The sequence below is a fragment of the Thiomonas arsenitoxydans genome (assembly GCF_000253115.1).
GTDB classification, from domain to species: domain Bacteria; phylum Pseudomonadota; class Gammaproteobacteria; order Burkholderiales; family Burkholderiaceae_C; genus Thiomonas; species Thiomonas arsenitoxydans.
Map to the genome: position 1 here is coordinate 104524 of NC_014145.1, position 20254 is coordinate 124777.

Sequence of the window (20254 nt, forward strand, 5' to 3'; positions counted from 1 at the left end):
TGTTGAGCACATTGTGCACGCAACACCTTGATGCGGCAATCAAATCACCGTTTGGTCGGTGTTTGGACGGGACGGCAGTTGCAAGAATGTTGCGGGCGCGCCCGACCGACGGCGCGTGCAGAGCCGGCCACCCCCGTTTTTGCAATGGATAAAGCCTTTTCCATCGCAAATAACTAAAATGCGAGCCATGGAACAACTGACCATTATTCAATATCCCGATCCGCGTCTTTACACCGTGGCCAAGCCGGTTGCGGCGGTCGATGAGCGGGTGCGCGCCCTGGTGGCGGCGATGTTCGAGACCATGTACGCCTCCAATGGCGTCGGCCTGGCCGCGACGCAGGTCGATGTGCACGAGCGCATCATCGTCATGGATACCTCGGAAGAACGCAATCAACCTCTGGCGCTCATCAACCCGGAAATCGTGCGGCACAGCGCGGAAGACAAGGAATGGGAAGAGGGGTGCCTGTCCGTCCCTGGCATTTATGACAAAGTCACGCGGCCGGCCACGGTGCGGGTGCGCGCGCTGGACGCGCAGGGCCAGCCCTTCGAGATGGACGCCGACGGGCTGACTGCGGTGTGCATTCAGCATGAAATGGATCATCTGCTGGGCAAGGTTTTTGTCGATTACCTCTCGCCGCTCAAACGCAACCGGATCAAGACCAAAATGCTCAAACGGCAGAGGCAGGCCGCTTGAGCCAGTCCATGCCCGCCTCCCCTTCGGCGCGCCGTTTGCGCGTGGCGTTTGCCGGCACGCCGGAGTTCGCCGCGGTGGCGTTGCGCGCCATTCTGAGCGCGGGCTACACCGTGCCTCTGGTGCTGACTCAGCCCGACCGCCCCGCGGGCCGCGGCATGAAACTGCAGTCCAGCCCGGTCAAGCAAGTTGCTTCGGCGGCGCAAATCGAGGTCATTCAACCCCAAGGTCTGCGACTGGACGGGCGCTATGCCGAACAGGCCGCGCAGGCACACGCGGCATTGCGCGCCGCCCAGGCGGACGTGCTGGTCGTGGCGGCCTACGGCCTGATTCTGCCGACGTCGGTGCTGACGCTGCCGCGATTGGGCTGCTTGAATATTCACGGCTCGCTGCTGCCGAGGTGGCGCGGAGCGGCCCCGATCCAGCGGGCGATCGAGGCAGGCGATGCGCAGACGGGCATCACCCTGATGCAGATGGATGCGGGGCTCGACACGGGCGACATGCTGCTGGAGCAGGCCCTGCCTATTGAATCCACCGACACCGCGTCCACCCTGCACGACAAACTCGCCGTCTTGGGCGCGGCCCTGGTGGTTCAGGGACTGGATGCGCTGGAACGCGGCGAGCTGCGCCCGCGTCCGCAGCCCGAAGCCGGGGTGACGTACGCCGCGAAAATCAGCAAGGACGAATCGCTGTTGCAGTGGGATTTGCCGGCGGAACTGCTCGCCCGGAGGGTGCGAGCGTTCACGCCTTGGCCAGGGACGCAATTCACCTTGCCGGACGGCGGGGTCGTCAAGGTGGGTGCGGCTGAGGCTTTGACGGCACCACATGTCGGCCCGCCCGGCTTGGTGCGGCAGATGACGGCCGAAGGCCTGGATGTGGTTTGCGGCAGCGGCGTGCTGCGCATCACACGACTGCAAAAACCCGGCGGCACAATGCAGAGCGTGGCGCAATGGCTGCAGGGCGGGGCCGACCTCACGGGCTTGACGCTAAGTTAAGCCCCTTTGCGGCCTTGAACTTTTGATTCGCTGCACAATCTAGCGCTGTTGTATCCAAACGTATCGGAGCGAAGCATGTTCAATATCCTGAAAACCGCAATCCTGATGGCTGCGATCACCGCGTTGTTCGTGGTCATCGGCTCCATGCTGGGCGGACAGAAAGGCATGATTCTGGCGCTGCTGTTCGCGTTGGGCATGAACTTCTTCAGCTACTGGTTCAGCGACAAGATGGTGCTGAAGATGTACAACGCGCAGGAGGTCGACGCCAGCAGCGCGCCCCAGTTCTACGCCATGGTGCAGGAGCTTGCGCAGCGCGCCGGGCTGCCCATGCCGCGGGTCTATCTCATCCAGGAAGACGCGCCCAACGCCTTCGCCACCGGCCGCAACCCGGAGCACGCGGCGGTGGCGGCCACTACGGGCATCCTGCGGGTACTCAGCGCGCGTGAGTTGCGCGGGGTGATGGCGCATGAACTGGCGCATGTGAAGCACCGCGACATTCTGATTTCCACCATTTCCGCCACCATGGCCGGGGCCATTTCGGCGCTGGCGAACTTCGCGATGTTCTTCGGTGGACGAGACTCCGAAGGTCGACCGGCGAATCCCATCGCCAGCATTGCCGTGGCCATTCTGGCCCCGCTGGCTGCGAGCCTGATCCAGATGGCAATTTCCCGCGCTCGCGAGTTCGAGGCCGATCGTGGCGGCGCCGAAATCTCGGGCGATCCGGCCGCGCTGGCCTCTGCTTTGCAGAAAATCGAGGCTTACGCGCGCGGCGTGCCGTTTCAGGCCGCCGAGGCGCATCCGGCCACGGCGCAGATGATGATTCTCAACCCCCTGCACGGCGGCGGCATCGCCAAGCTGTTCAGCACCCACCCGGCCACCGAAGAGCGCGTGGCGCGGCTGATGCAGATGGCGCAGACCGGCACGGCACAGGCCTGGCAAGGCTGAGCGTCGGCGCAGGGCAAAGCAAAGCCCGGCAGGCCTCACGGTCAGCCGGGCTTTTTGCTGGACGCCGCTTACCGGCGCCGTCCGAATTGCACCCCTTCCAGCGCGCTGTCGATGATGACCCCGGCGATGCTGTAGAGAATCGACCCGAGCAGCGCCGCGCCGAAGCTGCGCACATGAAAGCCGTCGATCACGCCTGACGCCGCGTAGAACATGGCGGCGTTGAGCACAAAGAAAAACAGCCCGAGGGTCAGAATGGTGATCGGCAGCGTGAGGATGAACAGAATGGGCCGCACAAGCGCATTGAGCAGGCCGATGAACAGTGCCGCCCACATGGCCGCGCCAAAACCTGAGACCTGCACGCCGCTGTAGAGGTAGGCCACAGCCAGCAGGGCGCAGGCGGAAAGCAGCCACTTGAGCAAGAGTTTGAGCATATCGGGCCTCCCGGGCTTCAGCGGCCTGCGGCCAAACGCTTGGCCAGTTCGGCCGCCAGTCCGGTGTAGCTGGCCGGTGTCATGGCGAGCAGGCGTTGGCGGTCGTCTTCGGGCAGATTCAGCCCTTTGATGAAGCCCCGCATGGAGTCTGCCGTGATGGCCTTGCCGCGGGTCAGTTCCTTGAGCTGCTCGTAAGGGCTGGGCAGGCCGTGGCGGCGCATGACGGTCTGTACCGGTTCGGCCAGCACTTCCCACGCGTTGTCGAGGTCTTCATCGAGCCGTTGAGGATGAACCAGCAGCTTGTCGAGCCCGCGCAGCAACGAGTCCCAGGCCAGCACGCTGTGGCCCAGTGCCACGCCCATATTGCGCAGCACGGTGGAATCGGTCAGGTCGCGCTGGAAGCGCGAGATCGGCAGCTTGTCGCTCAGGTGTCGCAGCAGCGCGTTGGCGATGCCCAGATTGCCCTCGGCGTTCTCGAAGTCGATGGGGTTCACCTTGTGCGGCATGGTGGACGAGCCGATCTCGCCCGCCTTGGTCTTCTGCTTGAAGTAGCCCCAGGAGATATAGCCCCAGATGTCTCGGCTGAGATCGATCAACAGAGTATTGGCGCGGGCGACCGCGTCGAACAGTTCGGCCATCGCGTCGTGCGGCTCGATCTGGATGGTGTAGGGGTTGAAGCTCAGGCCCAGCGATTCGACCACCTTGCGCGAGAAGGCCTCCCAGTCCACCTCGGGGTAGGCCGCCAGATGCGCGTTGTAGTTGCCCACCGCGCCGTTCATCTTGGCGGTCAGCTCGACCGACTCGATGGCCGCCATGGCGCGCTGCAAGCGGTGGGCGACGTTGGCAAACTCCTTGCCCAGCGTGGTGGGGCTGGCCGTCTGGCCGTGGGTGCGCGACAGCATGGGCTGCTCGGCCAACTCGGCGGTGAGGTCGAGCAGTCGGCGCAGCACGCGCTGCAGCAGCGGCATGACGACTTCACGCCGCGCGCCTGCGAGCATCAGCCCATGCGCGGTGTTGTTGATGTCTTCCGAGGTGCAGGCAAAGTGGAAAAACTCGGCGTGCCGGTGCACATCGGTCATCTCGGCCGTTTGCGCCTTGAGCCAGTACTCCACCGCCTTGACGTCGTGGTTGGTGGTGCGCTCGATGGCCTTGATTTCGGCGGCCTGCGCGCTGCCGAAGCGGGCAACCAGGTCGCCCAGCGCGTTGCGGGCCGATGGCGACAAGGCGGGGAACTCTGCAAGGCCCAGATCGGACAGGCCGATGAACCAGGCCACTTCAACCTGGACGCGGCTGCGCATCAGCCCAGCCTCGGACAGATGCGCGCGCAGGGCGTCGACCTTGGCGGCATAGCGCCCATCCAGGGGCGAAAGCGCGTCCAGAGTGGACAGCGCGGCGGATTGCGGTGTGGGGTTCGTGCTCATGCCGTCATTGTAGAAAGGCGGCGCTCTCATCTGAGAGCCCCCAGGGCCGGGCTACGCCCAGCCCGCCCCCCGTGGGGATGTAGAAAACTTGGGACGGCCCTGCGTTTCCTTGAGAGAGCCCGTTGATATACTGATTCGCCTATTGATCGCGCACCAGAACATGAAACTCATCGGATCCCTGACCAGTCCCTACGTTCGCAAAGTGCGCATTACGTTGGCCGAGAAAAAAATCGACGCCAAGTGGGAAGAAGAGAACGTCTGGTCGGACGCGACCCAGATCGGCCGCTCCAATCCGCTGGGCAAGGTGCCTTGCCTAGTGCTCGATGATGGCGAGGCGATTTTCGACTCGCGGGTGATCGTCGAATATCTCGATACCCTCACGCCCGTGGGCAAACTCATTCCCGGCGGTGGACGCGAGCGTGCCGAAGTCCGTACCTGGGAGGCTCTGGCCGATGGGGTGATGGACGCCGCGGCCACGGCCCGGCTGGAGCAGACCTGGCCCGGCCGCACCGAAGCGCAGCGCAGCCCGGCCTGGATTGCGCGGCAGATGGGCAAGGTGGAGGCCGGGGTCAAGGCCATGGCGGCCGGACTGGCTGACAAGCCGTTTTGCTGCGGCAACCACTTCACCCTGGCCGACATTGCCGTGGGAGCCGCGTTGGGCTATGTGGTGTTCCGTTTTCCCGAAATGGACTGGCAGCAGCAGTACCCCAACCTCGCCAAGCTTTACGACAAGTTGATGCAGCGCCCGTCGTTCCGCGACACGGTGCCGCCGCAAGGCTGAACGCCCGTACTTCTACGCGGGCTGCGCCGCCTGCAGCAGCCACAGCAGCGCCAGTTCGGCGGCTTGAAGGCGCACGCTGGCCCGGTCGCCCTTGAACAGCGCGTGACGGGTTTCGTTGTGTACCGCGCCACCCGCTCCCCAGACCAGTCCAAACCACACCGTGCCCACCGGTTTTTCTGCTGTGCCGCCGCCCGGCCCGGCGATGCCGGTGATCGCCACGGCGACCTCCACCCCTGCGCGTTGCCGTGCGCCCAGCGCCATCGCGCTGGCGACCTCCGGGCTCACCGCGCCGACTTGCGCAAACAGCGCCGGGTTCACGCCGAGCAGATCGGATTTGGCGGCATTGCTGTAAGTGACAAAACCCCGGTCGAACCAGTCGCTCGACCCGGCCACACTGGTGACGGCCGCCGAGACCAGCCCGCCAGTACAGGATTCGGCCGTGGCCAGCCGCCAGCCGCGCGGGCGATAGGCCGCGCCGACATCGGCCGCAAGGCGGCAAAGCGCGTCGAAGTCGGGTCTGGTCATGGACTCAGAACAGGGCGTAAAGCCGGATGCCCAGCGCCATGACCAGCAGCGTGAAAGCGGCGGCGATCAGGTCGTCGAGCATGATGCCGAAGCCGCCTTTCACATTTCGGTCGGCCCAGCCTACGGCCAGCCATTTACCGGCGTCGAAAGCGCGAAACAATAGAAAAGCGGCCAGTTGCTCAGCCCAGCCCGCCGGGGTGACGAGCAGCAGAATCAGCCAGAAGGCGATGATCTCGTCCCACACTACGGGCGAGGCGTCTTCGAGGCCCAGCGCACGCGAGGTATGACCGCAGGCCCAGATGCCGATCACGGCGCCCACGCCGATGACCACAGCCCAGCTCAGCGGGCCCAGCCAGAGCGAAAGCAGGGCATAGCTGGCCCAGGCGAACAGCGTGCCTGCAGTGCCCGGTGCGACGGGCGACAGGCCGCTACCGAAACCCAGCGCGAGCACATGCAGGGGGTTGCGCCACATGAAACGCCAGGAAGCGCCTTGTGCGGCGGCGGGAATGGGGGTGGGGGCGGTCATGGTGTGCGGAAATGGTCGAAGCCCGCATAGACATTGTCCAACACCTGTCCGCTCGCGTCGATCAGCCGCAGGCCCGGCTCGGCGTCGATGCGGCCGATGCGGGTGACGGGCGTGGCGGCTTGTGCTGCGGCGGCTGCCACGGCGTTGCGTTCGGTGGGCGGAGCGGTGAACAGGAGTTCGTAATCGTCGCCGCCCGCGAGTTGGCACAGGCGGCGGCGCTGCAGGGGTTGGGAACGAAGTGCCGCGCTGGCCGGGCAGGCGTCGGCATCGACGGTGGCGCCCACCTTGCTTGCGCGCAGGAGGTGGCCGAGGTCGGCAAGCAGGCCGTCGGAAATGTCGAGCGCGGCCTGCGCCACGTTCCGCAGCGCCAGACCGAGGGCGACGCGGGGCTCGGGGCGATCCATGCGCGGAAAAGTCGAGTCTTGCGTCTGCGCATCCAGCGTCCATTCGCCCAGGCGATGGCCCAGCGCCAGCCGGGCGTCGCCCACGGTGCCCGAGACCCAAAGGTCGTCGCCGGGCCGCGCGCCGCTGCGCAGCAGCGCCAGGCCGCGGGGCACGAACCCGAGCACGGTGATGCAGAGGTTGCGAGGGCCGCGGGTGGTGTCGCCGCCGACCAGTTCGATGTCGTGGGCTTCGGCCAAGGCGAACAGGCCCCGCGCAAAGCCTTCGAGCCAGCGTGGATCGGCCTCGGGCAAGGCAATCGCCAGGGTGAAAGCGTGCGGCCTTGCGCCCACGGCGGCCAGATCGGACAGGTTGACCGCCAGCGCCTTGTGTCCCAAAGCGTCCGGATCGGCCCCGGGTAGGAAATGCCGACCTTCCACCAGCATGTCGCTGGAAATGGCGATTTGTTCATTTGCGGCGGGCGCGGCGAGCAAGGCGCAATCGTCGCCCACGCCTAAAGCGGCGCGGCGCACGGGCCGGGTGAAGTAGCGGGCGATGAGATCGAACTCGCCGAGCGGTGCAGTCATGGAAAGGCTATGCGATCAGAGGTGGTATGCACGCCATGTTCGCATATCGGTGCGCGGGCAGGCTCCTACAATGCCTGCTTCCCGTGCGGCGACAAGATGCGAAACGTTCACGACGGCCGCGTGAGGAGGAGACTTCATGTCCAGCCCAGAAGACACCAAGGCCAAGCTGCGCCAAGCCGCGCTCGAATATCACGAATTTCCCCGCCCCGGCAAACTCGCCGTCGTCGCCACCAAGCAGTTGTCCAATCAGCGCGATCTGGCGCTGGCCTATTCGCCGGGTGTGGCGTCGGCCTGCGAAGAAATCCAGTCCAAGCCCGATGATGCGTTTCGCTACACCGGGCGTGGCAACTTGGTTGCGGTGATCACCAACGGCACCGCGGTGCTGGGGCTGGGCGACATCGGCCCGCTGGCGGCCAAGCCAGTGATGGAAGGCAAGGCGGTGCTGTTCAAGAAGTTCGCGGGCATCGACGTATTCGACATCGAGGTGAACGAAAAAGACCCGGCTAAGCTGGTCGAAATCATCGCCGCGCTGGAGCCCACGTTCGGCGGCATCAACCTCGAAGACATCAAGGCGCCGGAGTGTTTCGAGGTTGAGCGCAAGCTGCGCACCCGCATGAACATTCCGGTGTTCCACGACGATCAGCACGGCACGGCCATCATCGTCGGCGCGGCCATTCTCAATGGCCTGAAGGTGGTGGGCAAGGACATCGCCCAGGTCAAGCTGGTGTGCTCCGGCGCGGGCGCTGCGGCGCTGGCCTGCCTGAGCCTGCTGGTCGATCTGGGGCTGCCGCGCAAAAACATCTGGGTCAGCGATCTGGCCGGCGTGGTGTACGCGGGCCGCACCGAGCTGATGGACGAGGACAAACGCCGCTTCGCGCAAGATACCCCGGCGCGCACCCTGGCCGAAATCATCGACGGCGCGGACGTGTTTCTCGGCCTGTCCGCAGGCGGCGTGCTCAAGCCCGAATACACCCTGCGGATGGCGGACAAGCCCATCATCCTGGCGCTGGCCAACCCCACGCCCGAAATCCTGCCGGAAGAGGCGCGCGCGGCGCGGCCTGATGCCATCATCGCCACGGGCCGGTCGGACTATCCGAACCAGGTCAACAACGTGCTGTGCTTCCCCTACATTTTCCGCGGTGCGCTCGACAGTGGCGCCACCACCATCACCGCCGAGATGGAAGTGGCCGCGGTGCGTGCCATCGCCGAGCTGGCGCAGGCTGAACAGAGCGACGTGGTGGCGGCCACTTACGTGGGTGAGCCGCTGCGTTTCGGTCCCGACTACCTGATTCCCAAACCCTTCGATCCGCGCCTGATGATCAAGATCGCCCCGGCAGTGGCCGAGGCGGCGGCGAAAAGCGGCGTGGCGCGCCGCCCCATCGCCGATCTGGACGCCTATCGCGACAGCCTGCAGCAGTTCGTCTATCAATCCGGCGCGCTGATGCGGCCGATGTTCAGCATCGCCAAGAAGGCGGCGAAAAAGCGCATCGTCTATGCCGAGGGCGAGGACGAGCGCGTGCTGCGCGCCGTGCGCGTGGTGGTTGACGAGCATCTGGCCCGGCCCATTCTGGTGGGGCGTCCGGCGGTCATTGCCCAGCGCATCGAGCGTTTCGGTCTGCGGCTGGAACAAGAGCGCGACTACGACGTGGTCAACACCGATTTCGATCCGCGCTACCGCGATTTCTGGCAGACCTACCACCAACTTGCGGGCCGCAAGGGCGTGACCCCGGCGATGGCCAAGATCGAAATGCGTCGGCGCCTGACCCTCATCAGCTCCATGATGCTGCACAAGGGCGAGGCCGACGGCATGCTCTGCGGCACCTGGGGCAATACCCACATCCACCTGCACTACATCGACCAGGTCATCGGTCGTCGTCCCGGCGCCAAGGTGTATGCGGCGATGAACGTGCTGGTGCTGCCCGGTCGGCAGGTGGCGCTGGTCGATACCCATGTCAACATCGAGCCCAGCGCCGATGAAATTGCCGAAATCACCTGCATGGCGGCGCAGGAATTGCGCCGCTTCGGTATCGTTCCCAAGGTGGCCTTGCTGTCGCATTCCAATTTTGGCTCATCTCCTGCGCCCAGCGCGCTGAAAATGCGCGAGGCGCTAGCCCTGCTGCGCGAGCGCGAACCCGATCTGGAAGTCGATGGCGAAATGCAGGGCGACACTGCGGTCGACCCGGTCTTGCGCGCCAGCCTGATGGTCGATTCCGCCCTCACTGGCGAAGCCAATCTGCTGGTGTTCCCCAATCTGGACGCGGCCAATATCTCCTACAACCTGCTCAAGGCCACCGCGGGCAACAACATCGCCATCGGACCCGTTTTGCTGGGGGCGGCCAAGCCGGTGCACATCCTCACCGCGTCCAGCACCGTGCGTCGCATCGTCAACATGACGGCGCTCACCGTCGCCGAGGCCAATCTTTGATCGCCCCCAGGGCCGGGCACTCCCCACCCCAACCCTCCCCACAAGTGGGGAGAGAGTGATCTCGCCTCCCCCATGACGTGGGGGAGGTCGGGAGGGGACTGCTCAGCCCGCCCCTCGTGAGGGCTGAGGCCTGCGGCTCTTTGACCGTAAAACCTGCCTAAAAATTGGGCGAATCCTTGTGTTTCCGTGGTGATTTCGCTACGATTGCGTCTTGGCTGGTGTGCAGGGCCGAAGAATTTCATTATGGCCCAATACGCGAAACCGAACAGCATCAGCTGGTAATTTTCACGCAATTGCGTCCAATTTTCTCTAACGGTGCGGCTTTTGCCGCAGCAGCATGAATCGCCGGTGCATTCGTTCTACGCTGCAATCCCTGTTTTTTGCGGGGCTGCTGATTGCCACTTTATCGCTTCTGGCATCAGGCGGAACCAGCGTGTGGCCTGCAGCCCAGGCGCGCGAAACGTCGCAATCGTCGCAAACCTCGGCACCGCAGGACATTCCAGTCATTTCCGTGGCCGACCTGCCGGTGCAGGCGCGAGACATGTTGAAGCGCATTGAACAAGGCGGCCCGTTCGAGGGATACAAGGACGGCGTCATTTTTGGAAACTATGAGCGGCTTTTGCCCTCAAAACGTCGTGGTTATTACCGCGAATACACCGTCCCGACTCCAGGCGCCCGCAACCGAGGGGCGCGCCGCATTGTGTGCGGAGGGGCCAAGCACCATCCCGATGTTTGTTACTACACCCATGATCACTATGCCAGTTTCCGACGCATCGCCCAATGATGCCGATCCCGCCGTGCTGCTCAAATCGGTACGGCCGAACATCGTGCAGTCGATCCGGGCTTACCGTGTTGCGCAGTTGCAAGACGCAGCCGAGACGACCGGCCAGCATTTTCTCTATGCCAACCTCGCCGAGGCGAACACCAAACAGGAAGTGCTGGAGACGATTGCGCGCTCCTTCCTGTTTCCCAAGCATTTCGGCAAAAACCTCGATGCCCTGCACGATTGCCTGACCGACGTGGTGCACAGCGGCGGGCCGCAGCCCGGCTTCGTGGTCGTGCTCGAGCAGCTACCGGCCACGCAGCGATTCGACAAGGAAGCGCGCGAAACGCTGCTCGATGTGTTCCGCGACGCGGCCGATTTCTGGGCGGAGCGTGGCATAGCCTTCAGGGTCTTCTATTCTTTTCTGTAACCCGCACTCCTGGCCGGGAGGAGATGCGGGGCGAAGCGGTACCGGAACCCAGAGTCAAGGCCGTCAAGGTCTGCACGCCGTGGGAAGGGGCTTGGGCGCAGCTCGTGGTTTGAGCCCTGCCTGATCTTTTTCTGCGGTGCTGGAGGTGGCGCAAGACAAGTTTTGTCTTGCGCCATTTATTTTTTACGGCGACGATGGAAGCGACTGAGCCAGCGCGATGTACTCGGCCGTGCTCACTTCCTCGGCGCGGCGCTGCAGATCGAAGTCGCCGGCATAGCCTTGGGTGTCGAGCCAGGGGCCCAGGCTGTGTCGCATCAATTTGCGGCGCTGGGAGAACGCGGCGGTCACCAGGGCGGAAAGCAGTTTGCGGTCGAGCCGCGGCAATTCCTGCACAGGCAGCGGGGTCATGCGAACCACCGCGGAATTGACCTTAGGCGGCGGATCGAAGGCTTCGGGCGGCACGTCGAGCAGATTGACCATGCGATAGCGCCACTGCAGCATGACCGAGAGTCGGCCGAAATCGCGACCACCCGGAGCGGCCACCATGCGGTCGATCACCTCTTTTTGCAGCATGAAGTGCTGATCGCGAACTTGCTCGGCCACATCCATGAGATGAAATAGCAGCGGCGTGGAAATGTTGTACGGCAGATTGCCAACCAGGCGCAGATCGGTGCCCAGGCTAGCGAAGTTGAAATCGAGCGCGTCGGCCTCGATCAGTTCCACCTTGTCGGGCGCTTGCTTGCTCCAGCGCGCGGCGAGGTCGCGGTCGATTTCGACGGCGGCCAGGCGGGGAATGCGCTGCAAGAGCGCGAGCGTCAAGGCGCCCAGGCCGGGGCCGATTTCCACCAAGCGCTCGTCAGCCTGCGGGTTGATGCAGTCGACGATGCCCTGGATGATCTGCTGGTCGATGAGGAAATGCTGGCCGAAGCGCTTGCGCGCCACATGCGTGGTCTGCGCCGCCCCGCGCGGTCGGGCGGGCGGGTGCTTCATGCCGCCGACCGCCCCCAGGGTCGGCTCGCCGACCCGCCCCCCATGGGGGATGAGGCCCGCGGCTCCAAGCTGCCCTGCGGCAGCGTGGACGGAGCCGAATCCGAGCAGCTTGCAAGCTGCGAGGTGGACAAGGAAACTTGGGGCGGTCCGGCGTTTTCTTGAGGGCCCAGGCCAATGCGCCGATCAGTCATTTTCCGGAATGTGCACATAGGTGCGGGCGCGCACGTCGCGCACCAGTTCATCGAAGTCTTCAGCGGCCTTTTGGCGTTGCAGCACTTCGCGCGCCAGCGCGCGTTTTTGCGATGCTTCAAGCGGTCGCACCGCGCGGTCAACCAGTTGCAGCAGAACGACCTTGTTGCCCATGACGATGGGCGCAGACACATCGCCCGGATTGAGACGCTGCAACGCGGCGTCGAGCACGGGGTCGAGCTGCCCGGGCAAGACCCAGCCCAGCGCGCCGCCCTTGGCCGCCGTCGCGGGGTCTTGCGAAAGTTCGCGGGCCTTTTCGCTGAACTGCACCTTGCCGTTTTGCACCGCCTGCGCGATGGAGTCCAGCTCGGCCTTGGCGCGAATGCGTTGCGCGTCGGTGCTGGCGCTCAGCACGATTTCGCGCACCTCGCTTTGCATGGCCGTGGTGGGCGCGGCCGTCTCGCCGCTGACCTGCAGCAGCTTCAGGATGTGGAACCCGGCCGCGCTGCGGATGACGGGGCTGATCTGCCCGGGCTGCAGGTTGCGCACGGTGTCGACGAACAGCGTGGGCAGACGGTTGGCCGGGCGCATGCCTAGATCGCCGCCGCGCTTGGCGCCTTCGCCCTGAGAGTCTTGGGTGGCGAGCTGGGCGAAGGCGGCGCCCGCTTTCAGCTTGGCATCGATGGCGTCGATTTTCTGCTTGACGGCGGCGACTTGCGCCTCGGTGGCGTTTTGCGCCACCGGCAAAAAGATCTGCGCGATGTCATAGGCGGCCTGCGGGCTGGCGGCGGCAGCGTCTTGTTTGGACAGGAACTCGTCGATTTCGCTTTCGGAAACCGTCGGCAGTTGCGCCATGCTGCGCTCGCGCAATCGGCTGATGAGAATTTCGCGCTTGAGCTGATCGCGGTAAGTGCTCCAGCCCATGCCCTCTTTCTCGATGGCGCTGCGCAGTTCGGGCACGGTCAGCTTGTTGTTGCTCGCCACCTGGGCGATGGCGCGGTCGAGCGTGTCCTGGTTGACGCCCATGCCGATTTGTTCGGCATATTGCGCCAGCGCCACTTCGTCGATCATCTGGTTGAGCACCTGGCTGCGCAACTGCGCTGCAGACGGCAGTGTGGCGCCAGCGGCCTGCGCCTGCTGGCGTGTGGCTTCGACTCGCAGTTGCAGGTCGTAATCGGTGATCACCTGGTTGCCCACGATGGCGGCAATGCCATCGCTGGTGCGAGCACTGCTGAAGGTGGATGGCAGCGCGGGCGGCGCTGCCATCGGTGGGACGGTGGCAGCAGCCGGTGCTGGCACCGACAAACCGCCCGCAGCGCCGGGAGGCAGCCGCAAACCCTGCGCCTGCGCACAGACGGCCAGAGAGGCCAGCATCATTGCCAGCAGGGCGCGTGGCGGAAGAGTCTTATTCATAGTTGGCAAAACGGCTCGGGGGCACGTTGGATTGCTTGAGGATCTGATAGCCGGGGATATTCTGCTTGAGCGCCGACAGCGGATTGTTGCCCAGCCGGGAAAAACCGACGAGTTCGAGCTGGAAAAGGATGCGGGTATAAGCCGTGGCCTGGGTGAGCGAGTTGCGTTGCAGCACGATGCGGCCGATCCAGCAGCCGCCGTCGTACTCGAACCCCAGCAGGCCGTCGTTGAAGCGCTTGTCGAGAATGCTGTAATTGGCCTGTCCCACCGAATACCAGCGCGGGCTGAGCTGCCACTGCCACGCCGTGTTGATGTAGCGCAGCGGAATCTGGCCCGAGGCGGCGCTTTGGTACAGGTAGCTGGTGCTGATGGTTTTATACGGCCCGGGTGACCAGCGCGCGCCCGCGGAGATCTGCTGGCTTTGCTTGAGCCGCATGTTGTATTGCAGTGCGGCCTCCGCGCTCCAGTGTGTGCTGAGGTTGGCGCTGGCCAGCGCGAAGGTGTCGTTCAGCCCGGCCGGAATGGGATTGCCGCTGAGCACGACACGTTGCGGCGCGAACAACACCCGTTGCGCCAGGGTGAGTCGCCCGAGTTCGACGCCGGTCCGCGGGTCGAGCAGGCGCGAGGTGACGCCGCCGGTGAGGTTGTTGGCGTCGGCGATGCGATCAACGCCCGAGAACACGTTGTCGGTATAGATGGTCGACAGGTTCAGGTCGAGGTCGGCGCTGTCGAAGTTCGGCAGGTTCTGCTGGTTGCGATAAGGCGTGTAGACGTAGTAGAGCCGCGGCTCCAGGGTTTGCGTGAGCGCGCGGCCGAACAGCGAGGTGGGGCGCTCGAACACCAGGCCGCTGTCGAGGCTGAAGGTCGGCACCGAGCGGTCGGCGGTGGTGGCGCCGCCGGTCATGGCCGTGTCGGTGACGTAGCGGGTGAAGTTGAACGACAGCTTGGGCGTGATAAAGCCGCCGGGACGCACCACCGGATAGCTGATCTGCGGGTTGAGGTAGAGCCGGTCGCCGGAAATCGCGGCGGGGTTGGTGAAGCGGGTCAGCGCCGAGTCGAACTGCCAGCTCAGGCCGCTGTAATTCGCGCTTTGCAGATGGGTGTAGAGCTGGGGCTGCTGGTTGTAGGGCACGCCGATCGGCGCCGCGGTGTTTTGCAGCGTCTGCCAGCGGTTGACGCTGAGCTGCATATAGCCCAGCGGCAGACCGTAGGTGAGGCTGCCTTGTTGCGGCAGGGTGCGATTGGAGCCGATGACCGGGTTGACGCCGCCGAAGTCTTGCCACCAGTTGTCGTCGGACACCTGCTGGTAGTTCACCGCGTAGCTCAGGCCGTGGCCGAGGCCGCCGTTCTGCTGCACATAACCGGCCCAGCGACTGTTGCCGCTGTCGCTGCTGTCCGAAGGCAGCAGGTCGAACTGGCTGCGGCCCGAAAACGTCGGCTCGAGCCAGCGCGTGGCCAAGCTGCCCATGAAGCCGCGACGCAGAATGACCCGCGGCGTGAGCGTGGCGTCGTAATTGGGGGCGATGTTCCAGTAGTACGGCACCGCGAGGTCGACGCCGTTGCGGCTGTCCACGCCCAGCGTGGGCGGCAGCCAGCCTGACTTGCGCGCATCGCTCAGCGGAAAGCTGGCGTAGGGCAGCGGCAGAATGGTGGCGCCCTTGAACACCACGCGGGCGTCGCGCGCCACGCCGGTGTTGTCGGCCAGGTTCAGGTCGAGATGCGTGGCCTGAACGAACCAGTCCACCGGGCTGGCGGTGCAGGTGGTGTAGGTGGCGTTGTCGGCCTTGAGGTGGTCGCGGCCGAGAAAGTCGATGTTGTCGGCGTGGCCGTGCCCCTGGGTGACGCGAAAGTAATAGTTGGCGTCGGGCATCTGGCCGCGATAGGTGTCGAGCTGCATGCGCAGCGCCGGGCCGGTGAACAAATTGCCGTCGCGCAAGACCCGCACGTTGCCGTTGGCCACGGCCTCGTTCTCGACAAAGTAGTAGCGCAGGCGGTCGGTCTTGATCACGATGCTGTGCTTGCGCAGTTGCACGTCGCCGGTGGCGTGGACATAGATATTGTTCTGTCCGGTAATTTTGTCGGCGATGACGAACAGTGGCTCGAAGGCCTCGGCCTGCGCGGGCAGGCGCTGCAGCAAATCCAGGCTGGGCGTGAGTTGCAGCGGGGCGGAGGCAGGTGTTGCCTCCTGCGCCTGCGCCGTGACATCCCAGCCCAGTGCGAGCGCCAGCATCAGCAGAGTGAGGCGCGGGAGGCGGCGGGATGGCGGGGGAAAAGGCACGGGGATCAGGTGGGAGGCGGGCTTATGACGGCGAACCGCGGCGGATCGCCCGGCCAGTCGATCGATTCGGGCCGCGCAACGGTGCCTAAAATGCCAGCGGATTATAGGGAGTGCCCCCAGACCTGCCGCGTTCGCGTCAGCCCCCCCGAGGGGGATGAGGCCCGCGGCTCCAAGCTGCCCTGTGGCAGCTTGGACGGAGACGAATCCGAGCGGCTTGCAAGCCGCGAGGTGGACAAGAAAACTTGGGGCGGCCCGGCGTTTTCTCATGAGGCCATTCTTCCTGTCTTTTCTATCCCATTCCATGTCCGCCACCGACCCCGACACCCGCGCCCAGGCCCTGCAACATTGGTTGCAGGACATCGCCCCGGCGCACCAGTTACAGCTTGAGAGTCTGCAGCCCGCTTCCAGCGACGCCAGCTTCCGCCGCTACTTCCGTATTCAGGCGGCGGGCGGTTCGCGGATCGTGATGGACGCACCGCCGCCGATGGAAAACGTGCGGCCCTTCGTGCGCATCGCCCAACTGCTGGCCGAAGGCGGCGTGCAGGCGCCGCAGGTGCTGGAGCAAGACGTGGCGCAGGGTTTTTTGCTGCTCACCGATCTGGGGCAGACCACCTATCTGCAGGCTATCAATGCCCAGCCTGATCGCGCCGACAGCCTGATGCGCGACGCGCTCGGCGCGCTGGTCTCGCTGCAGCGCATCGACGGCGCGGGCGTCGTGCCGGTTTACGACGCGGCCCTGCTGCAGCGCGAGCTGGATCTGTTCCCGCAGTGGTTCGTGCAGCGTCACCACGGCCATGTGCTCAGCGACGCGCAAAGCGCCGCGCTGCAGGGCCTATTCGCCGCACTGATCGCCAACAACCTGGCGCAGCCGCAGGTGTTTGTGCACCGCGACTGGCACAGCCGCAATCTGATGGTCACGCCCGAGCGCAACCCCGGCGTGCTCGACTTTCAGGACGCAGTGATCGGCCCCATCACCTACGACCTGGTCTCGCTGCTGCGCGACGCCTATATTGCCTGGCCCGAAGAGCAGCAGCTCGACTGGGCCATCCGCTACTGGGAGCGCGCCCGCAAGGCCGGACTGCCGGTGGTGGCCGACGCGGCCGACTTCTATCGCGACCTCGACTGGATGGGCCTGCAGCGCGCGCTCAAGGTGCTGGGCATCTTCGCCCGGCTGTATCACCGCGACGGCAAGGCGCAGTATCTCGGCGACCTGCCGGTGGTGCTGCAACACACCCGGCTGGTGGCGGCGCGCTACGGCGCCTTCAAGCCCTTGCTGCAGTTGCTCGACCAGATCGAGCGGCGCAGCCCGCTGGTGGGCTACACCTTCTGAACGTGAACAGTCTGCCCAAGCGCGCCATGATTCTTGCCGCCGGACGCGGGCAGCGCATGCGGCCCCTCACCGACGCTTGCCCCAAGCCCCTGCTGGCCGTGGGGGGCAAGCCGCTGATCGTCTGGCAGATCGAGCGCTTGGCCGCGGGCGGCTGGCGCGACCTCGTCATCAACACCGGCTGGCTGGGGGCGCAGATTCCCGCTGCGCTGGGCGACGGCAGCGCCTTGGGCGTGCGCCTGCGCTACTCGCCCGAGCCGGCGCAGGCTTATGAGACCGGCGGCGGCATCGCCACCGCCCTGCCCCTGCTCGGCGCCGCGCCCTTTCTCGTGGTCAGCGCCGACATCCACACCACCTACGACTACGCGAGCCTGCACGCACCGGCCGACACCATCGCCGCCGATCCGCAGCACACCGCGGCGCATCTCGTGCTCACCCCCAACCCCGAACACAACCGCGACGGCGACATGGCGCTGGACGCGCAGGGCCGCATCCGGCGCGAGGGCGCGCGGCTCAACTACGGCAATATCGGCGTGTTTCATCCCGCGCTGTTCGCCGAGCAGCCCCGGGCGCAAGCCTGGAAGCTGTTTCCTTGGCTTTATGGCGCGGCGGACGCCGGGCGGGTGAGCGGCGAGGTGTTCAGCGGCCCCTGGCACAACGTCGGCACGCCCGAACAATTGGCCGCGCTGGATGCGCAATTGCGCGGCGCAGGCTAGGCTTGCATCCATTGCCTTTTTCGAACACGCTCATGCCCGATTCCAATCTGCTCGTCCGCTGCGCCACCCGCCGCGCTGAAGTGGTGCGCCAGCTCGCCGCTGCTGGCGGCGGCGTGGCCCTGCTGCCCACCGCACCGGAGGCGATGCGCAACCGCGACGCCGACTATCCCTACCGACACGACAGCTATTTCTACTACCTCACCGGCTTCACCGAGCCGCACAGCCTGCTGGCGCTGCAGGTGACCGCTTCGGGTAGCAGCCGCAGCGTGCTGTTCTGCCGCGACAAAGACGTGGAGCGCGAAATCTGGGACGGCTTCCGCTGGGGCCCGGAAGCCGCGCGCGAGGCCTTCGGCTTCGACGCGGCGCTGCCCATCGACAGCCTCGAGGCCGAGCTGCCCAAGCTGCTCGCCGACCAGCCCGCGGTGTGGTGGCCCTTCGCCGTGCACGCGGGGCTGGAGACCCAGGTGGAACGCTGGCTGGCGGCCGTGCGCGCCCAGGCCCGTGCCGGGGTGACCGCGCCGCGCACCCAGCACGATCTGTGCGCCATCCTCGACGACATGCGGCTGTTCAAAGATCCGTATGAACTGGACGTCATTCGCCGCGCCTCAACCATCTCCGCGCAAGGTCACATTCGCGCCATGCAGGCCAGCCGCCGCGGCCTGCTGCAACCGCCGTCGCAAGGGCTGCGCGAATATCACCTCGAAGCCGAACTGCTCCACACCTTTCGTCAGGGCGGATCGCAAGCCCCGGCCTACGGCTCCATCGTCGCCGCGGGCGCCAATGCCTGCGTGCTGCACTACCGCGCCAGCGACGCTCCGGTGCGCGCGGGCGACCTGGTTCTGATCGACGCCGCCTGCGAGCTCGACGGCTACGCCAGCGACATCACCCGCACCTTCCCCGCCGACGGTCGCTTCACCGGGGCGCAGCGCGCGCTGTACGAGGTGGTGCTCGCCGCGCAATTGGCCGCGATTGAGGCCAGCGTCGAAGGCGCCCGCTTCACCGACCCGCACGAAGCCGCCTTGCGCATTCTGGCGCAGGGTCTGCTCGATCATGGCCTAATTGCGCGCAACGCCGCGCCCGATGTGGACGCCGTCATCGCCACCGGCGCCTACAAGCGCTTCTACATGCACCGCACTAGCCACTGGATGGGCATGGACGTGCACGACTGCGGCGACTACGCCGAGCCGGGCGAAGCCCTCGAAATCCAGCCCGACGGCAGCCGCAAACGCCCCGCGCGCATCCTGCGCGACGCCATGGTGCTCACCATCGAGCCGGGTCTATACGTGCGCGCGGCCGACGACCTGCCCGCCGAATTTCACGGCATCGGCATCCGCATTGAAGACGATATCGCCGTGCGCGCCGGCGGCCAGCCCTGCGAGGTGCTCACCGCCGCCGCCCCCAAAACCGCGGCCGACATCGAGGCCGTGATGCGGGGTTGATCGCCCGGGCAAGCGGCCTGTGATGCGTTCGAGCTGCCCCGGCAGCGCTGCAGGAGAGCCGACATGGCCATCGTGTCCACGCGCAACCGCTCGCGGCGCATCGAAAATAAGTCCAGAGCGTGATCCGCGAGTTTCGCCTCGCGGTTTATTGAGCTATCCGCAGCGCTGGGGCATCACCCAAATCACACCACCCGATGCCCCAGAGCGGGCAGGCTTTCGCGGTGTCTGGCGATGCGGTCGCGATCCAGGGTGGCGGTGACCACGGCCTCGCCTTCAGCCTGCATCGCCAGCACGTCGCCCCAAGGGTCGATGACCATGCTGTGGCCCCAGGTGCGGCGGCCGTTTTCATGCACGCCGCCCTGCGCGCAGCCGACGACGTAGGCGAGGTTTTCGATGGCGCGGGCGCGCAGCAGTACTTCCCAATGCTTTTCGCCGGTGGTGTGGGTGAACGCGGCGGGCAGCAGGTAGGCATCGCACGCGGAGGGCTGCGATAGCGCCCGAAACAGCTCGGGAAAGCGCAGGTCGTAGCAGATGGTCAGACCCATGCGCCAGCCTTCGCAGTCGAACGCGACGGGCTGGGCGCCGGGGGTGATGCTGTCGGCTTCGGCGTAGCGCTCAGTGCCGCGCTGGAAGGCGAACAGGTGCATCTTGTCGTAGCGCGCGGCCAGTTCGCCCGCGGGGTTGAACACCAGGGTGGAGTTGAGTACGCGGTTGGGGTCGGGGCTTTCCAGCGGCAGGGTGCCGCCGACGACCCACAGGCCGAGGCGGCGGGCGGTGCTGGCGAGAAAGTCTTGAATCGGGCCGCTGCCGGGTTTTTCGCGCACGCGCACTTTGTCGGCGTCGGTCTGGCCCATGAGGCAGAAATATTCGGGCAGCACGGCCAGCCGCGCGCCAAGGGCCGCGGCCTGTTCGAGCAGGCTTTGGGCGCGTTGCAGATTGGCGGTAACGGAGGTGCCGGAAACCATTTGAAGGGCGGCGATTTTCATGGCGGCATGCAGTGA

The 20254-nt window shown here is 65.7% G+C and carries 19 protein-coding genes; 10 read left to right on the forward strand and 9 right to left on the reverse strand.

All coding sequences use genetic code 11. From position 1 onward, the window contains the following. The first annotated feature begins 187 nt into the window (after positions 1-187). The 3 genes from def to htpX all read left to right on the forward strand — a co-directional run bounded on the left by def (position 188) and on the right by htpX (position 2631). The gene (gene def, locus THI_RS00475) at positions 188-694 is read left to right on the forward strand and encodes a peptide deformylase (RefSeq protein ID WP_013104251.1); all 507 of its coding nucleotides are present in this window, start codon (positions 188-190) and stop codon (positions 692-694) included. A 35-nt stretch (positions 695-729) separates the two neighbouring features. Then, positions 730-1686, forward strand: coding sequence for a methionyl-tRNA formyltransferase (fmt, locus tag THI_RS00480; protein ID WP_041609070.1), 957 nt, complete (start codon positions 730-732; stop codon positions 1684-1686). Positions 1687-1761: 75 nt separating this feature from the next. After that, complete coding sequence (gene htpX, locus THI_RS00485; protein ID WP_013104253.1) at positions 1762-2631, forward strand: zinc metalloprotease HtpX; 870 nt, start codon at positions 1762-1764, stop codon at positions 2629-2631. A 68-nt stretch (positions 2632-2699) separates the two neighbouring features. On the opposite strand, the gene THI_RS00490 is transcribed toward htpX, so the two are convergent. Together THI_RS00490 and purB are read right to left on the reverse strand one after the other, a co-directional pair. Next, on the reverse strand, positions 2700-3062 hold the full coding sequence (locus THI_RS00490; protein WP_013104254.1) for a phage holin family protein: 363 nt from the start codon (positions 3060-3062) through the stop codon (positions 2700-2702). Between the two features lie 17 nt (positions 3063-3079). Further along, positions 3080-4483: an adenylosuccinate lyase gene (purB, locus tag THI_RS00495; protein ID WP_013104255.1), complete on the reverse strand. Its 1404-nt coding sequence runs from the start codon at positions 4481-4483 to the stop codon at positions 3080-3082. 160 nt (positions 4484-4643) lie between these two features. Here purB and THI_RS00500 point away from each other — a divergent pair, with 160 nt between their 5' ends. Next, the gene (locus THI_RS00500; RefSeq protein WP_013104256.1) at positions 4644-5264 is read left to right on the forward strand and encodes a glutathione S-transferase C-terminal domain-containing protein; all 621 of its coding nucleotides are present in this window, start codon (positions 4644-4646) and stop codon (positions 5262-5264) included. Positions 5265-5276: 12 nt separating this feature from the next. On the opposite strand, the gene THI_RS00505 is transcribed toward THI_RS00500, so the two are convergent. The 3 genes from THI_RS00505 to thiL are packed head-to-tail and all read right to left on the reverse strand — an operon-like array spanning position 5277 to position 7283. Continuing rightward, positions 5277-5789 (reverse strand): CinA family protein, encoded by a 513-nt coding sequence (locus THI_RS00505; protein ID WP_013104257.1) that lies wholly within the window; start codon positions 5787-5789, stop codon positions 5277-5279. Positions 5790-5793: 4 nt separating this feature from the next. Beyond that, entirely contained in the window at positions 5794-6315 is a 522-nt protein-coding gene (locus tag THI_RS00510; RefSeq protein WP_013104258.1) for a phosphatidylglycerophosphatase A family protein, read from the reverse strand. After that, positions 6312-7283 (reverse strand): thiamine-phosphate kinase, encoded by a 972-nt coding sequence (gene thiL, locus THI_RS00515; protein WP_013104259.1) that lies wholly within the window; start codon positions 7281-7283, stop codon positions 6312-6314. The genes THI_RS00510 and thiL overlap by 4 nt, the downstream gene beginning before the upstream one ends. Before the next feature lie 136 nt (positions 7284-7419). Between thiL and THI_RS00520 the strand changes: the two genes are divergently transcribed. The 3 genes from THI_RS00520 (at position 7420) to THI_RS00530 (ending at position 10901) form a co-directional block, all read left to right on the forward strand. Beyond that, positions 7420-9708 (forward strand): NADP-dependent malic enzyme, encoded by a 2289-nt coding sequence (locus THI_RS00520; protein ID WP_013104260.1) that lies wholly within the window; start codon positions 7420-7422, stop codon positions 9706-9708. Between the two features lie 337 nt (positions 9709-10045). Beyond that, the gene (locus tag THI_RS00525; protein ID WP_013104262.1) at positions 10046-10492 is read left to right on the forward strand and encodes a guanyl-specific ribonuclease; all 447 of its coding nucleotides are present in this window, start codon (positions 10046-10048) and stop codon (positions 10490-10492) included. Then, positions 10455-10901, forward strand: coding sequence for a barstar family protein (locus tag THI_RS00530; protein ID WP_050985886.1), 447 nt, complete (start codon positions 10455-10457; stop codon positions 10899-10901). Before THI_RS00525 ends, THI_RS00530 begins: the two co-directional genes overlap by 38 nt. A gap of 183 nt (positions 10902-11084) precedes the next feature. Here THI_RS00530 and rsmA read toward each other — a convergent pair whose 3' ends face one another. The 3 genes from rsmA to THI_RS00550 form a co-directional block, all read right to left on the reverse strand. Then, positions 11085-11891: a 16S rRNA (adenine(1518)-N(6)/adenine(1519)-N(6))-dimethyltransferase RsmA gene (gene rsmA, locus THI_RS00535; protein ID WP_013104264.1), complete on the reverse strand. Its 807-nt coding sequence runs from the start codon at positions 11889-11891 to the stop codon at positions 11085-11087. A gap of 183 nt (positions 11892-12074) precedes the next feature. Continuing rightward, a complete protein-coding gene (locus THI_RS00545; RefSeq protein WP_013104265.1) occupies positions 12075-13493 on the reverse strand; it encodes a peptidylprolyl isomerase in 1419 nt (472 codons plus the stop codon). Beyond that, entirely contained in the window at positions 13486-15771 is a 2286-nt protein-coding gene (locus THI_RS00550) for an LPS-assembly protein LptD (protein WP_013104266.1), read from the reverse strand. Before THI_RS00550 ends, THI_RS00545 begins: the two co-directional genes overlap by 8 nt. 301 nt (positions 15772-16072) lie before the next feature. On the opposite strand from THI_RS00550, the gene THI_RS00555 reads away from it, so the two are divergent. Genes THI_RS00555 through THI_RS00565 form a run of 3 tightly spaced genes read left to right on the forward strand, consistent with a single transcriptional unit; the run spans position 16073 to position 19253 of the window. Further along, positions 16073-17101: an aminoglycoside phosphotransferase family protein gene (locus THI_RS00555; protein WP_013104267.1), complete on the forward strand. Its 1029-nt coding sequence runs from the start codon at positions 16073-16075 to the stop codon at positions 17099-17101. Between the two features lie 26 nt (positions 17102-17127). Then, on the forward strand, positions 17128-17814 hold the full coding sequence (gene murU / locus THI_RS00560) for an N-acetylmuramate alpha-1-phosphate uridylyltransferase MurU (RefSeq protein WP_041609073.1): 687 nt from the start codon (positions 17128-17130) through the stop codon (positions 17812-17814). Positions 17815-17846: 32 nt separating this feature from the next. Further along, a complete protein-coding gene (locus THI_RS00565; protein ID WP_013104269.1) occupies positions 17847-19253 on the forward strand; it encodes an aminopeptidase P N-terminal domain-containing protein in 1407 nt (468 codons plus the stop codon). Between the two features lie 182 nt (positions 19254-19435). Here THI_RS00565 and THI_RS00570 read toward each other — a convergent pair whose 3' ends face one another. Beyond that, positions 19436-20239 (reverse strand): carbon-nitrogen hydrolase family protein, encoded by an 804-nt coding sequence (locus THI_RS00570; protein ID WP_013104270.1) that lies wholly within the window; start codon positions 20237-20239, stop codon positions 19436-19438. Positions 20240-20254: the final 15 nt, after the last annotated feature.

Excerpts from the sequence above, each read along its gene's own strand:
- THI_RS00505 (WP_013104257.1), bottom strand. The coding sequence starts at position 5,789 with ATGACCAGACCCGACTTCGACGCGCTTTGCCGCCTTGCGGCCGATGTC.
- THI_RS00555 (WP_013104267.1), top strand. The coding sequence starts at position 16,073 with ATGTCCGCCACCGACCCCGACACCCGCGCCCAGGCCCTGCAACATTGG.
- THI_RS00570 (WP_013104270.1), bottom strand. The coding sequence starts at position 20,239 with ATGAAAATCGCCGCCCTTCAAATGGTTTCCGGCACCTCCGTTACCGCC.
- thiL (WP_013104259.1), bottom strand. The coding sequence starts at position 7,283 with ATGACTGCACCGCTCGGCGAGTTCGATCTCATCGCCCGCTACTTCACC.
- THI_RS00525 (WP_013104262.1), top strand. The coding sequence starts at position 10,046 with ATGAATCGCCGGTGCATTCGTTCTACGCTGCAATCCCTGTTTTTTGCG.
- def (WP_013104251.1), top strand. The coding sequence starts at position 188 with ATGGAACAACTGACCATTATTCAATATCCCGATCCGCGTCTTTACACC.
- purB (WP_013104255.1), bottom strand. The coding sequence starts at position 4,483 with ATGAGCACGAACCCCACACCGCAATCCGCCGCGCTGTCCACTCTGGAC.
- THI_RS00565 (WP_013104269.1), top strand. The coding sequence starts at position 17,847 with ATGCCCGATTCCAATCTGCTCGTCCGCTGCGCCACCCGCCGCGCTGAA.
- THI_RS00500 (WP_013104256.1), top strand. The coding sequence starts at position 4,644 with ATGAAACTCATCGGATCCCTGACCAGTCCCTACGTTCGCAAAGTGCGC.
- rsmA (WP_013104264.1), bottom strand. The coding sequence starts at position 11,891 with ATGAAGCACCCGCCCGCCCGACCGCGCGGGGCGGCGCAGACCACGCAT.
- THI_RS00545 (WP_013104265.1), bottom strand. The coding sequence starts at position 13,493 with ATGAATAAGACTCTTCCGCCACGCGCCCTGCTGGCAATGATGCTGGCC.
- THI_RS00510 (WP_013104258.1), bottom strand. The coding sequence starts at position 6,315 with ATGACCGCCCCCACCCCCATTCCCGCCGCCGCACAAGGCGCTTCCTGG.
- murU (WP_041609073.1), top strand. The coding sequence starts at position 17,128 with ATGATTCTTGCCGCCGGACGCGGGCAGCGCATGCGGCCCCTCACCGAC.
- THI_RS00490 (WP_013104254.1), bottom strand. The coding sequence starts at position 3,062 with ATGCTCAAACTCTTGCTCAAGTGGCTGCTTTCCGCCTGCGCCCTGCTG.
- THI_RS00530 (WP_050985886.1), top strand. The coding sequence starts at position 10,455 with ATGATCACTATGCCAGTTTCCGACGCATCGCCCAATGATGCCGATCCC.
- THI_RS00520 (WP_013104260.1), top strand. The coding sequence starts at position 7,420 with ATGTCCAGCCCAGAAGACACCAAGGCCAAGCTGCGCCAAGCCGCGCTC.
- htpX (WP_013104253.1), top strand. The coding sequence starts at position 1,762 with ATGTTCAATATCCTGAAAACCGCAATCCTGATGGCTGCGATCACCGCG.